We start from the raw sequence: 12,308 nt of genomic DNA, 5'->3' as shown, positions 1-12,308 counted from the left end.
AGTTATAGACGAAATAGCAATGCTAAACGGAACCTAAAAATTCTGCCATTTCCATAAAAGTTGCATACGGTACCTTGTGACCATGGCCTTCTTGATAAACAAATTTCACATTTTCAGCATATGGTTCTCCTTCAATGGATGCTATGAAATCATTCATTTGGTCGAATGGCACACTTTGGTCGGCAGTTCCATGCCAAACATAAAAGGGTCTTCCAGCTATTTTTTCAGGATGTTCTTTTAGGCTGACTTCTCGAAAAGGAGCCATTAAGGCGACCGCATCTTCAGGGTTTACGGGTGGTTGTCCTTCCAACCATTGAGACGTTAGAATCCATTCTGTAAACCCAATTGGATCTGGGTTCCCCATCAAGCATCCACCTGCATAAATCCATGGGTAACGAGCAAGCGCCATACAGGTCGTAATCCCGCCCATCGATAAGCCTGTTACAAATATCCGGTCTTCGCGGGCAAGTCCCTCTGACACATAGGCATCTACCAAAAAGGGCAGCTCTTCAATACTGCGCCAGACAATCGACCAAAACTCCATCTCTTTGTGGCCGTTATAGGTCTCCGCTTTTCTTTCACCATGCAGGAATGCATCAGGAATAATTACTCGCATCCCTTGTTTCGCTAATTCATATCCCGGCTCCAGCCCTTTTTCCTTTTGATTCGTTACTCCATGAAAGAAAACAGCTAGCGGTAGTGTTTCATCCTTTTTATCAATCGCAACTATTTCTAATATCGGAATTTGGTGAATCTCTTTTCGTTCTACAATAAACATGGACAAGCCTCCAATAGTGAATCGTTCTGGAAAAATCTTCTCTATTAGTGTAACATATAGTGAAATATAAGAGCTAGCTGAGAGGAGGCTTTTCTCGAGATGAAACAAAAACTAATCGCGATTGATTTAGACGGTACAACATTAAATGATCAATCTGCTTTATCCAAGCGTACCATTCAAACCTTGCAGCAACTGCAAAAGAAAGGCCATCACGTCATGATTGCTACAGGAAGGCCTTATCGAAACAGTAAGCATATTTATCAGCAATTGGGGTTACAATCCCCGCTGGTTAATTTCAATGGAGCCCTGTGCCATTTTCCGGATCAACCTTCCAAAAAGGACTTGCTGCACCGCACCTTGGACATTGATTTAGTAATGGATTTGTTGGCGAAGCAGAATCAATTTGGGATTGATTGGATTTCAGTAGAAGGAAAGGAAGCTTTGTATTCTTCCCATGACTCCATTCCTGTGAACCCCTTTTTCCCTGCACACACCGTCCCTACTCCGATTACTGCGAACACAACTCTTGCTGAGCGCCCAACAGCGCTGAATCTATTCATGGATTCCGAAAAACAAGAACCCATTCGCAATCAGATTCTAAGTGAATACGGCAGTAATGTTGTATCCGTTCGAACTTGGGGCGGCGACATGCCTTGTTTAGAGATTGTTGGAGCAGGCATTCAGAAAGCATTAGGCGTCGAAGTGGTCGCGAACTATTACCAGATTGCTCGGCACGATATTCTTGCTTTTGGCGATGAGGACAATGATATCGAGATGATTGACTATGCCGGTCATGGTGTTGTGATGAAGAACGGCATTGATGCGTTGAAGAAAATTGCAAATGATGTAACGGACTTTACCAACGATGAAGATGGATTGGCGATTTATTTAGAAAACTTTTTTGGAATATAAGATTCGCTGCTTCTATACTAATGGACAAGTGATGCTTGCTTTATTCGCTCACTTGTCCATTTTTTTCTTTTTTGGACAAGTGGTATAGATGAAAAAGTCTCAGTTGTCCATCTCTGGCTGTTTCCGGACAAGTGAGCTCATCACATTCAACCTACTTGTCCAAAACGCAAAAAAACCAGGTCAGAGTGGAGACTCTGGCCTGGTTTTACCTACTTTATTCTTCTGGCGGGATAATTTTTTCAATTTGTTCAACCACATGGCGCAAGACATTGGAGCCTACAATTAGCATCTCATATAGTGGACGCACATCTTCCGTAGTTTTAGCCATTGTCTTCATCATAATTTCTCCGTCCGCATTCAAGCAGACTGTATAATAAAATGATTTACCCATATTCAATTCGTTGATCAATTCAAGTACTCTTGCTTTATCTGCATAATTCGTCAAGTAACCAATTCGTTTGTAAGCAATCTGAAAGTCGACTGCTCCTTCACCATGGACTACAACAATTCCGAATGGAATCCGCTTATTCGGACGTACCATGAAGGTTCCTTGATAGACTGACTGATTATTTTGAATCTCTTGTCTTTTTAGAGGTAACTTTTTCTCCGCAAATAATTTATCTAATTCTTCTAATACTTTCACTCTATTTCCCCCTTTTCTTCTTTTTCCAGTATAGCATATTCAAGCGCTTTCGTTTACTCCTTTAAAACAAAAAAGAGCCAGGATTGCTCCTGACTCCATTTTTTGTTTAAGATTAACGGCGACGCTCTGGAATACGAGCAGCTTTTCCGTGTAAATCGCGTAAGTAGTACAATTTCGCACGACGAACTTTACCAAAGCGAGTTACTTCGATTTGAGCAACACGAGGTGAATGTAGTGGGAATGTACGTTCCACACCTACACCATTCGAAATTTTACGAACTGTATACGTTTCGCTGATTCCTTGTCCACGACGTTTGATTACAACGCCTTCGAAGATTTGGATACGTTCTCTAGTACCTTCAACGATACGAGCGTGAACGCGAACTGTGTCTCCAGGACGGAATGCAGGAATATCGCTACGCAATTGATCTTGTGTAATAGCATCAATTAAATTCATTTTTTTCTTCTCCTTCCAACAAACATTCATGACGAGCATGCACTCATTCAGCGGAATATCGTTTTCTCTGAGCATTTCACTGCTCACTCGTAAGAGTTTAACATATTATTGAATCACTGTAAAGTGGTTTTCATTGACAACTTATTCTTTTTCAAAGCTGATTAACCATTGCTTTTGCTGCTCATCCAGTTCCATTTTATCTAACAGATCAGGACGTCGTTGCCAGGTTTTACGCAATGATTCTTTCGCTTGCCACGCTGCTATTTTGGCATGGTCTCCGCTGACTAACACATCTGGAACCATCTCACCTCTAAAGTCACGTGGTCTCGTGTATTGCGGTTGCTCCAACAATCCAGTAGAAAAGGAATCAGTTTGGTTTGACAAGCTATTCCCTAGCGACTCAGGTAATAAACGTACAATGCTGTCGATCATCACCATGGCACTCAACTCGCCACCCGTTAAAATAAAGTCGCCTAAGGAGATTTCATCGGTAACATGGGCTTTAATTCGCTCATCGAACCCTTCATAGTGTCCGCAAATAAAAACAAGATGTTCTTCCTGAGCCAGTTCTTCTGCCATTTTTTGATCATACCGTTTACCCGCAGGATCCATTAAAATAATACGCTTCTTCGTTTCTGGAGCACGTTCATGAATGTCTGCCAATGCATCGACAATAGGCTGAGCTTTCAACAGCATTCCTGCTCCGCCGCCAAATGGATAATCGTCTACGGTTTTATGCTTCCCTTCCGCAAAATCACGAAAGTTTATCGTATCGATGGACACAATCTCTCTGTCAATTGCCTTTCCAATGATGGACTCTGAAAGAGGTCCCTCAAACATGGAAGGGAAGAGCGTGAGGACATCCATTTTCATTCGTCTAACATTCCTTCCAATAACTTAACTCGAGCTACTCCAGCTTCTAAGTCAACTTCTTGTACCACATCTTTAATGTAAGGAAGCAGCAAATCCTTATGACCTTTTCGTTTCACAACCCAAACGTCATTGGAACCTAAAGGAAGAATTTCTTTAATCGTTCCTAGTTCTTCCCCTTCTTCTGTAACGATTGTTAGGCCGATTATTTCGTGGTAGTAGAACTCGTCTTCGTCTAGTTCGTGAAGCTGTTCTTCCGTAATCTTCAAGGTACCGCCCTTAAAAACTTCTACTTGTTCGATTCGGTTTAGTCCTTCGAAGGTAAGTAAATCAAAGTTTTTATGCTTCCGATGACTATTTACACGCAATTCCATCGGTTCTTTCCCCTCTTGGAACAACGTCAAAACAGAACCAGGTTGATACCGTTCTTCACTAAAGTCTGTGACGGAAATGACTCGAACTTCCCCTTTTAATCCTTGGGTGTTCACAATCCGACCCACGTCGAAATATTTTTGCATCTTGCCACCTCTTCTTTTTGATACAAAAAAAGGGACAAATTCAACTTTCGTATGAATGTCCGCTTCTTTTGTTATCCAATTTTTCCGTACGAGCTAGGCTTATTCGCCGCCTTCAATTAAGAGACGAGCGCGTTTTGCTTGTTTCGTACGAACACTGTAGACAATCGTCCGAATAGATCGGGCGACTCGTCCTTGTTTTCCGATAATGCGACCCACATCTTCAGGGTTAACAGACAAATGATATTCCATGAATTCATCGGTCTCTTTGACTTCAATATTGACGTCATCCTGATGTTCAACGAGTGGCATTACCATCGTTAGAATTAATTCTTTAATATCAGGCATGTTCCCACCATCCTTTTGGTTGATGAATGCTTCTGACTAGCTTCCAAAATTATTTAGCGTTTTTGGAATCGTGGAATTTTTTCATGATACCTTCTTGTGAAAGTAGGTTACGAACTGTATCAGAAGGTTGTGCACCGTTTGCCAACCATTTCAACACTAATTCTTCATCAAATTTAACTTCTGCTGGTTCTACAACTGGGTTATAAGTCCCAACTTTCTCGATGAAGCGGCCATCACGTGGCGCACGAGAATCAGCTACAACTACACGGTAAAATGGGTTTCTTTTAGAACCCATACGTTTTAGACGTATTTTTACTGCCATTTGTTTATTACACCTCCGTCTGTTTCAATCTCACAAAAGCTATGATACCAGTTTATCTAGAGCTTGTAAAGTATTTTTTCTTTACAGGGTTATTTTTTCTTCTTTTTCTTTTTCTTGCCCATTTGACGAGCAACCCGTTTCATGGCTAATTGGCTTAATTTGCCTTTTGGACCATTCCCCATCAAGTTTTCCATACCGCCAAAGTTTCCTTTAGACATTTGGTTCATCATCTTACGTGATTCGTTAAATTGCTTGATCATGCGATTTACTTCTGCCAATGATCGAGCTGAACCTTTCGCAATCCGTTTCCGTCTACTCTGAGAAAGAAGTTCTGGATTCTCTCTTTCTTCTGGTGTCATGGAGAGAACAATCGCTTTCATGTGGGCCATATCTTTAGGGTCAATTTTCACTTGATCAATTCCTGGTAGATTACTCATCCCTGGAATCATCTTCAACAAGTCATCTAGCGGTCCCATGTTGGATACTTGATCCATTTGTTCAATAAAGTCATTAAAGTTGAAGGAATTTTCGCGAATCTTCTCTGCCATTTCCTTCGCTTTTTCTTCATCGTAATCTTGTTGGGCACGCTCAATTAAAGTCAGCATATCCCCCATTCCCAAAATACGGGAAGCCATCCGGTCTGGATAGAACGGTTCAATGTCGTCTAACTTTTCACCTTGTCCAGTAAATTTAATCGACTTTCCAGTTACAGAACGAATGGAAAGTGCAGCCCCGCCTCGCGTGTCACCGTCTAGTTTTGTTAAGATTACACCGGTAATACCGAGTTGTTCGTTAAAGGCTTGGGCAACGTTTACTGCGTCTTGCCCGGTCATTGCATCCACGGTAAAGAGAATTTCGTCCGGGTTCACGGCAGCTTTAATATTTTTTAACTCCGTCATTAAGGTTTCATCTACGTGCAGACGTCCTGCCGTATCGATGATAACTAGATCTCGGCCTTGTAGACGTGCTTCTTCTACCGCTTCTCTCGCAATATCAACCGGATTTGCATCGGTTCCTTTTGCATAGACGGGGAAGCTCAGTTGGCTACCAATGGTTTGCAACTGATTAATAGCAGCTGGACGATAAACGTCAGCTGCGACTAGTAGTGGACGCTTGTTCTCTCTTTTTTTCATGTACTGGGCTAATTTACCGGCTGTGGTGGTTTTACCAGCACCTTGCAACCCAACCATCATCACAACGGTAGGTGGCTTTTTAGAGAAGATAAACGGGTCTTGGGTTCCCCCCATTAATTCAGTTAACTCTTCATTTACAATCTTTACAACTTGTTGTGCAGGAGAAAGAGACTCCAACACATCCGAACCAAGTGCTCGTTCATTTACTTTTTTTACAAAGTCTTTTACAACTTTGAAGTTTACGTCAGCCTCCAATAAAGCGAGACGAACTTCACGCATCATTTCTTTCAAATCGGCTTCGGTAATTCTACCTTTCTTGCCGATTTTCGTCATTGCTCCTTGCAAGCGATCGGATAATCCTTCAAACGCCATTCTTTGTCACATCCCTTATTTTCTACTCATCGAATGATTCCAGTTGTTTAATCATCCGGTGTAAATCATGGTCGCTCGGATATGTTTTTGCTACATATCCTTTCAGTTGGTCGTACACTTCCTTGCGTAACAAGAAATTTTCAACCAAATGCAACTTTTCCTCATACCCAATCAGTATTTTTTCCGTACGTTTAATGTTATCGTATACGGCTTGTCTACTTACTTCAAATTCCTCTGCAATTTCACCTAGCGAATAATCATCACCATAATAGAGGGAAAGATAACCTTGTTGCTTATCGGTTAGCAATACATCATAGAATTCAAATAAGGTATTCATATAATTCGTTTTTTCTAGTTCCATGAAACCCCTCCTCTACTGAAAGACAATGTCAAGCTAGAGCCTTTACATCATTCTTAAGCATACTGATATTCCCGCTTCCAGTCAAGAGAAAATGAAATAGAGGCAGAATCATATCGCCTCTATTCAACGTTCCTATGCTTTTTTCTCGACCAAGTCTTTTACGAGGCCATAGATGTATTGTTCTGGATCGAAAACTTGTAAATCGTCCATCCCTTCGCCCAGCCCGACGAATTTCACCGGGATATCCATCTCTTGACGAATCGCTAGAATAACGCCACCTTTTGCCGTACCATCTAGTTTGGTTAGAATCAAGCCCGTTACATTTGTCGTTTCTTTGAATTGCTTCGCTTGAATCAACGCATTTTGTCCGGTAGTTGCATCCAAAACTAATAAGGTTTCAGAAGGTCCGTTTTCATTTTCACGTGTGATGATGCGGTTTATTTTTTCCAATTCCTTCATCAAGTTCACTTTATTTTGCAAACGTCCTGCGGTATCGACCAGCAAGTAATCGTACCCTTCGCTCTTCCCTCTCTTCAGAGCGTCAAAAACGACTGCTGCTGGATCGGACTTCGCATTGCTCGTTACTACATCTACACCGACACGTTCTGCCCATACTTCAAGCTGTTCGATTGCTCCAGCACGGAAGGTATCTCCTGCTGCTAGCAGAACTTTCTTTCCATTTTGTTTCAGTTGATGGGCGTACTTTCCAATCGTTGTTGTTTTCCCAACACCATTTACCCCAACAAAAAGGATGACTGTCAGGCCGTTTGGATTTTCATTGATTGTTGGTAAGCTGGTTTCTCCACGTTCATAAATCTCAACCATTTTTTCCACGATTACGTTCTTTGCTTGTTCGCCGGAGCGGACATTTTTCAAGCGTACTTCTTCGCGTAATACATCAGAAATAGCCAAGGTCATATCGAAGCCAACATCCGCAGAAATCAGGACTTCTTCTAGGTCGTCGAAGAAATCTTCGTCCACCTCTCGGAAACCGGCAAATAATTCGTTGATTTTTTCGGAAAAACTCTTTCTTGTTTTTTCCATCCCCTTGTCATATTTTTCAATGACAATACGTTTCTCTTCATTAACCGGTTCTTTTGTAACATCTTCTCCGGTAAAAGCTCGTTTAATTCGATCAAATAATCCCATCTTCTCACATCCTTTTTAATCTTTTAATGCTAATTGCTCAATAGCATACGCTACGCCGTCTTCGTTGTTCGTCTTCGTAATGAAGGTAGCATGACTTTTTAATTCATCACTGGCATTATCCATCGCCACAGGGAATCCAGCAAATTGAAGCATTGCCAAATCATTTTCTTCGTCCCCACAAGCCATCACATCATCATTGGTATACCCCAGCAAGTCACATAAGACAGAAATTCCATTCCCCTTATCTACTTCTGGATGCATGATTTCAAAAAGTAACGGTCTTGACTTCATCATGGAGTAGCGTTGCTTCATAGAATCTGGAATGCGAGCAATGGCTTCGTCCAAACGATCGGGAGCCGTACAAAATACCACTTTATTGAAGACGTGATCCGCACTGAATGTATCCATGTTACGCTTTACAAATGGCAAACTGGAACTCAATAAACTTGGATACAGGGAATCATGTCCGGCCGGATAAGCCGGTTCATACACGTATTCCAAGTCAATCATGTTCATAGGTACCGACAGCTCTTGGCTGCAAGCATAAATTTCTTTCACTTGTTCATAGGAAAGGGTCTTCTGGGAAAGGACTTCCCCAGTACGATTATTCTGCACCAGTCCCCCATTATACGTAATCGAGTAGTCGCCATCTTCCAGAAGATTCAACTCTTCTAAGTATTGCTTGATTCCACCAAGCGGTCTCCCTGTACAAAGGACGACTTTGATGCCTTTTTCTTTTGCTTGTTGAATTACTGCTTTATTACGATCGCTGATTTGTTTTTCCGAATTAAGTAACGTCCCGTCCAAATCCAGCGCAATTAACTTAATCATTCATCAAACTCCTCTACTGCTATTTCCCTTCCAATACAACGTCTTGGTCTTCAAAACGGATGGAAGCTAAGCGTGATACACCAGAATCTTGCATCGTTACTCCATACAATACATCTGCTTCTTCCATTGTACCCTTTCGGTGCGTAATCACAATAAATTGGGTCTGCTTTTCAAAAGAAGCAAGGTAGCGGCCAAAACGCACCACATTCGCTTCATCTAGAGCAGCTTCTACTTCATCTAGGATACAAAACGGCACAGGTGACACTTCAATAATGGAGAAGAGTAGTGCTATGGCTGTGAACGCCTTTTCTCCGCCTGAAAGAAGGCTCAATTGTTGTAATTTCTTCCCTGGAGGCTGCGCGATAATCTCGATTCCTGTTTCTAAAAGGTTGGTCGGATCCGTCAGCTCGATGGTTGCTTTCCCTCCACCGAATAAACGTGGAAAGGTAATCTCAAATTGCTGCTTAATTTGTTTGAACATCTGCTCAAACCGCAAGGAAACTTCTTGATCCATTTCACTCATCGTATGCAGTAAGATATCTTTTGCAGTAACTAGATCCAACTGTTGCTTCGAAAGAAACTCATAGCGTTCTAGAATACGGTCGTATTCCTCAATCGCAGTTAAGTTGATGGGACCTAATGCTTGAATGTCTTGTTTCAGTTGCTTCACTCGTGCAGCAGCTTCGCCTACTTGAAGTGAAAGCTGATACGTCCCCTTGGCAGCTTCATAGCTCAACCCATATTCCTCGCTCAAACGATTCAAATGATGGTCGATGGCAACTTCGTAGCGGCTGGAGCTGCTCTCCAGTTTGGCCAATTCTTCCCACGCGATTTTGATGGTCGAACGAATGGATTGGAGTGTTGCTTCTTCTGTTGAAATCTTTTCATCCAACTCTTTTTTTGCCGTTCGCTTGGCTTTTATTTTCCCATCCAAGTCGGTTCGAGAAGCTTGATCAATCACTAGACGTTCGTTGACTTCATCAATTGACTGGTACTCGGAACTTTCCATTACAGAAGCCTGTAGCAAGCTATCTTGAATAGCTGTAACCGTTTGGGTTTCCGTTTCAATTGCTTCACTTAACTGCTGGATGTCTCGTCGCAGCTGCTTCTCTTGTTCTTGTATGATGGCAGCCTCTTGTTGCTTTTGTTGCAGTTCTTGTTGAATGAGTTGCAGACGTTTCTGGCGTTCTTCTTCACTTAAAGTAGAATCATCCATATTTTTTTTCAATGCTTGGATTTCTTCTGCCAGCTCACCCTTCAATTTCTGCTCGCTCGCTAATTCTTCTGTCATCTCTACTCGATTCTTCTCCAAGATTCGCCACTCGTACTCGCTAGCCACTAACTCTTCTTCCAGTCGTTTTACTTGCTGTTCTTCGCGTTCCTTGGATTCCTCATGCCGTTCTAATTCAAAACGGAACTTGCTTAACTCTGTTTGTAGTTGTTCCTTACGTGTTTGTTGCTCATGTACTTGTTGCTGAATCGTTTTATAATTCGCATCCAATTTTTGATAAAGAGCTGTTTTATCATCTAAAAATGCCGACAGCTTCTCAATGCTGTTCTTTCTGCTGAATACGGAGCTTCCTTGTTGTTTCTTGGTTGCCCCACCTGTCATGGACCCACCCGCATGAATAATATCGCCTTCTAAGGAAACAACTCGGTAGCGATTTTCACTTCTTCTAGCAAGCGCTAGCCCGCTCTGCAGGTCTTCTGCAATAATTGTTGTTCCTAACAAATTAGCGGCAATCGCAGTATAGTCTGATTCGTATGTGATTAAATCGGATCCGATTCCGATAAACCCTGGAATTTCCATCAAGTCATGGACCAAATAGCTTGGTACACTCCGCCCTTTTATGACACTAAGGGGCAGAAAGGTAGCTCGTCCAAGGTGATTTCGTTTCAAAATCGCAATCGCATTCGAAGCAGCCTCTGTATCGGTCACTACGATGTGTTGAATGGCACTGCCTAATGCAGTATCAATGGCCAAGGTGTACGTTTCTGGCACTTGGAATAGTTCTCCAATAGGGCCATGGATTCCTCGAATGGTTTCCCTACGCTTGAGAATTTCTTTTACACCTTGATAGTAGCTGGCATAGCTCTCTTCTAATTCTACCAAGCTTTCTCTTCTTGCCTCAGCCTGTTGAATTGCTTTTGAGAGTTGAAGCAGTTTTTGGTTGTCTGTTTCCAGAACCTCTTGATTCCCAGCTACATTCGTACGAACTTGTTCGAACTCACTCTCATGAGCTTGAATTGCTGCTTGTAAACTGGTTACTTGTTCTTCTTCTTTTGAGAAAGCAGCCTTACTTGCTTCTAACAAGCGTGTCATCTCATTTATCTTTTTACGTAACGAAGTGAGAGATTCCATTAACTGCGCTTGATCTTTCTCTAAATGGTGCAGTGTATTTTTATTGGTCGATTGGAGCTGCAGCTTTTCAATATATGTGTCGCGCAACTCTTGAATCCAATCGTTCTTGTCTTGAGAAAGCTTGGTTACGTTCTCCTGTAATTCCGCAATTTTCTCTTGTAGTTCTTTACGAATGGCATACTTCTGTTTCCTTGACTCGGACAATGTATGCCGCTGCTTCGTGGCTCGTTCAATTAACAATTTCTTTTGTTCGAGCATTTTTTGCTGTTCTTCTTTATTTTTTGCTGAAAAGTCTGCTTTTTGCTCGAGGATATTCTTTTGCCCTTCTAATTGTTCAATTTTTCGAATAATGGCAATATACTCTTCTTGCAGGGCAGCGAGTTCACTTTCATTTTCCAAAGAGGCAGCTTTTAGCTGCGTCAATGTATCTTGCCCTACTTTTTGTTTGCTTTCCATCTGGGCAGCTTGTTCTTTATAGTGCGTCATCTCTACTTTGTTTAGTTGCCATTGTTCATTCAATGCTTCAATTTCCACTACCATTAAGGCAATTTCAATTTCGCTTAGTTGTTGCTTCATTTCTTGATATCGAACGGCTGTATTCCTTTGCTTTTCAAGAGGGATGAGCTGGTTTTTGATTTCATGAAGAATATCTTCGACACGGTTCAAATGTTCTTCCGTATCAGCTAACTTTCGTTCAGCGCTTGTTTTTCTATTCTTGTACTTCGCTACACCAGCAGCATCTTCAAAAATCGCACGTCTGTCTTCAGGCTTGTTTTGGAAAATTTGTTCCACTTTCCCTTGCGAAATCATGGAAAACGAGTCTTTCCCAATCCCTGAATCCATGAGTAAATCAGTGATGTCTTTTAACCGACAAGGCTTCTTATTGATAAAGCAATCGCTGTCGCCATTACGATTGAGTCTTCTGGTTAGGCTGATTTCAGTAAAATCAAGCGGAAGCGAATGATCCTCATTATTTAAGACAATCGTCACTTCTGCAATATTCACTTGCTTCCTGGTTTGGGATCCAGAAAAGACAATGTCATTCATCTTCTTGCCGCGTAAATTACGCGCAGACTGTTCACCCAAAACCCAACGAACGGCTTCAGAGATGTTACTCTTTCCACTCCCGTTTGGTCCGACAATTGCCGTTACTCCTTTGTCGAATTCGATGATTGTTTTATCCGCAAAGGACTTAAATCCGGTTATTTCAATTCTTTCGAGATGCAAATAAAACATCCTTCCTCGAACATAGATT

At 41.8% G+C, this 12,308-nt stretch carries 13 protein-coding genes; 1 reads left to right on the top strand and 12 read right to left on the bottom strand.

The features are described from left to right. Window positions 1–22: 22 nt before the first annotated feature. On the bottom strand, window positions 23–778 hold the full coding sequence (locus PVE40_RS02335) for a prolyl oligopeptidase family serine peptidase (protein WP_274730259.1): 756 nt from the start codon (window positions 776–778) through the stop codon (window positions 23–25). A gap of 99 nt (window positions 779–877) precedes the next feature. Here PVE40_RS02335 and PVE40_RS02330 point away from each other — a divergent pair, with 99 nt between their 5' ends. Continuing rightward, on the top strand, window positions 878–1,690 hold the full coding sequence (locus PVE40_RS02330) for a Cof-type HAD-IIB family hydrolase (RefSeq protein ID WP_274730258.1): 813 nt from the start codon (window positions 878–880) through the stop codon (window positions 1,688–1,690). Window positions 1,691–1,904: 214 nt separating this feature from the next. On the opposite strand, the gene PVE40_RS02325 is transcribed toward PVE40_RS02330, so the two are convergent. The 11 genes from PVE40_RS02325 to smc form a co-directional block, all read right to left on the bottom strand. Beyond that, window positions 1,905–2,333, bottom strand: a complete 429-nt coding sequence (locus tag PVE40_RS02325) for a hypothetical protein (protein ID WP_274730257.1) — start codon at window positions 2,331–2,333, stop codon at window positions 1,905–1,907. A gap of 112 nt (window positions 2,334–2,445) precedes the next feature. After that, window positions 2,446–2,790, bottom strand: coding sequence for a 50S ribosomal protein L19 (rplS, locus tag PVE40_RS02320; protein ID WP_274730256.1), 345 nt, complete (start codon window positions 2,788–2,790; stop codon window positions 2,446–2,448). 141 nt (window positions 2,791–2,931) lie between these two features. Then, window positions 2,932–3,663 carry a tRNA (guanosine(37)-N1)-methyltransferase TrmD gene (trmD, locus tag PVE40_RS02315; protein ID WP_274730255.1) on the bottom strand — a complete coding sequence of 244 codons (732 nt, stop codon included), beginning with the start codon at window positions 3,661–3,663 and terminating at the stop codon, window positions 2,932–2,934. Next, complete coding sequence (rimM, locus tag PVE40_RS02310) at window positions 3,660–4,178, bottom strand: ribosome maturation factor RimM (RefSeq protein ID WP_274730254.1); 519 nt, start codon at window positions 4,176–4,178, stop codon at window positions 3,660–3,662. Before rimM ends, trmD begins: the two co-directional genes overlap by 4 nt. 99 nt (window positions 4,179–4,277) lie before the next feature. After that, window positions 4,278–4,523: a KH domain-containing protein gene (locus PVE40_RS02305; RefSeq protein WP_274730253.1), complete on the bottom strand. Its 246-nt coding sequence runs from the start codon at window positions 4,521–4,523 to the stop codon at window positions 4,278–4,280. Between the two features lie 49 nt (window positions 4,524–4,572). Continuing rightward, a complete protein-coding gene (rpsP, locus tag PVE40_RS02300) occupies window positions 4,573–4,845 on the bottom strand; it encodes a 30S ribosomal protein S16 (protein ID WP_274730252.1) in 273 nt (90 codons plus the stop codon). A gap of 89 nt (window positions 4,846–4,934) precedes the next feature. After that, window positions 4,935–6,350: a signal recognition particle protein gene (gene ffh, locus PVE40_RS02295; RefSeq protein ID WP_274730251.1), complete on the bottom strand. Its 1,416-nt coding sequence runs from the start codon at window positions 6,348–6,350 to the stop codon at window positions 4,935–4,937. Window positions 6,351–6,372: 22 nt separating this feature from the next. After that, window positions 6,373–6,711 (bottom strand): putative DNA-binding protein, encoded by a 339-nt coding sequence (locus PVE40_RS02290; RefSeq protein ID WP_274730250.1) that lies wholly within the window; start codon window positions 6,709–6,711, stop codon window positions 6,373–6,375. A gap of 132 nt (window positions 6,712–6,843) precedes the next feature. After that, on the bottom strand, window positions 6,844–7,860 hold the full coding sequence (ftsY, locus tag PVE40_RS02285) for a signal recognition particle-docking protein FtsY (protein ID WP_274730249.1): 1,017 nt from the start codon (window positions 7,858–7,860) through the stop codon (window positions 6,844–6,846). Between the two features lie 15 nt (window positions 7,861–7,875). Next, on the bottom strand, window positions 7,876–8,691 hold the full coding sequence (gene yidA, locus PVE40_RS02280; RefSeq protein ID WP_274730248.1) for a sugar-phosphatase: 816 nt from the start codon (window positions 8,689–8,691) through the stop codon (window positions 7,876–7,878). A gap of 19 nt (window positions 8,692–8,710) precedes the next feature. Continuing rightward, window positions 8,711–12,280: a chromosome segregation protein SMC gene (gene smc / locus PVE40_RS02275; protein WP_274730247.1), complete on the bottom strand. Its 3,570-nt coding sequence runs from the start codon at window positions 12,278–12,280 to the stop codon at window positions 8,711–8,713. Between the last annotated feature and the right edge of the window lie 28 nt (window positions 12,281–12,308).

This window comes from Jeotgalibaca caeni (assembly GCF_028863945.1).
GTDB lineage: Bacteria > Bacillota > Bacilli > Lactobacillales > Aerococcaceae > Jeotgalibaca > Jeotgalibaca caeni.
This window is presented reverse-complemented; position numbering and strand designations above follow the sequence as displayed.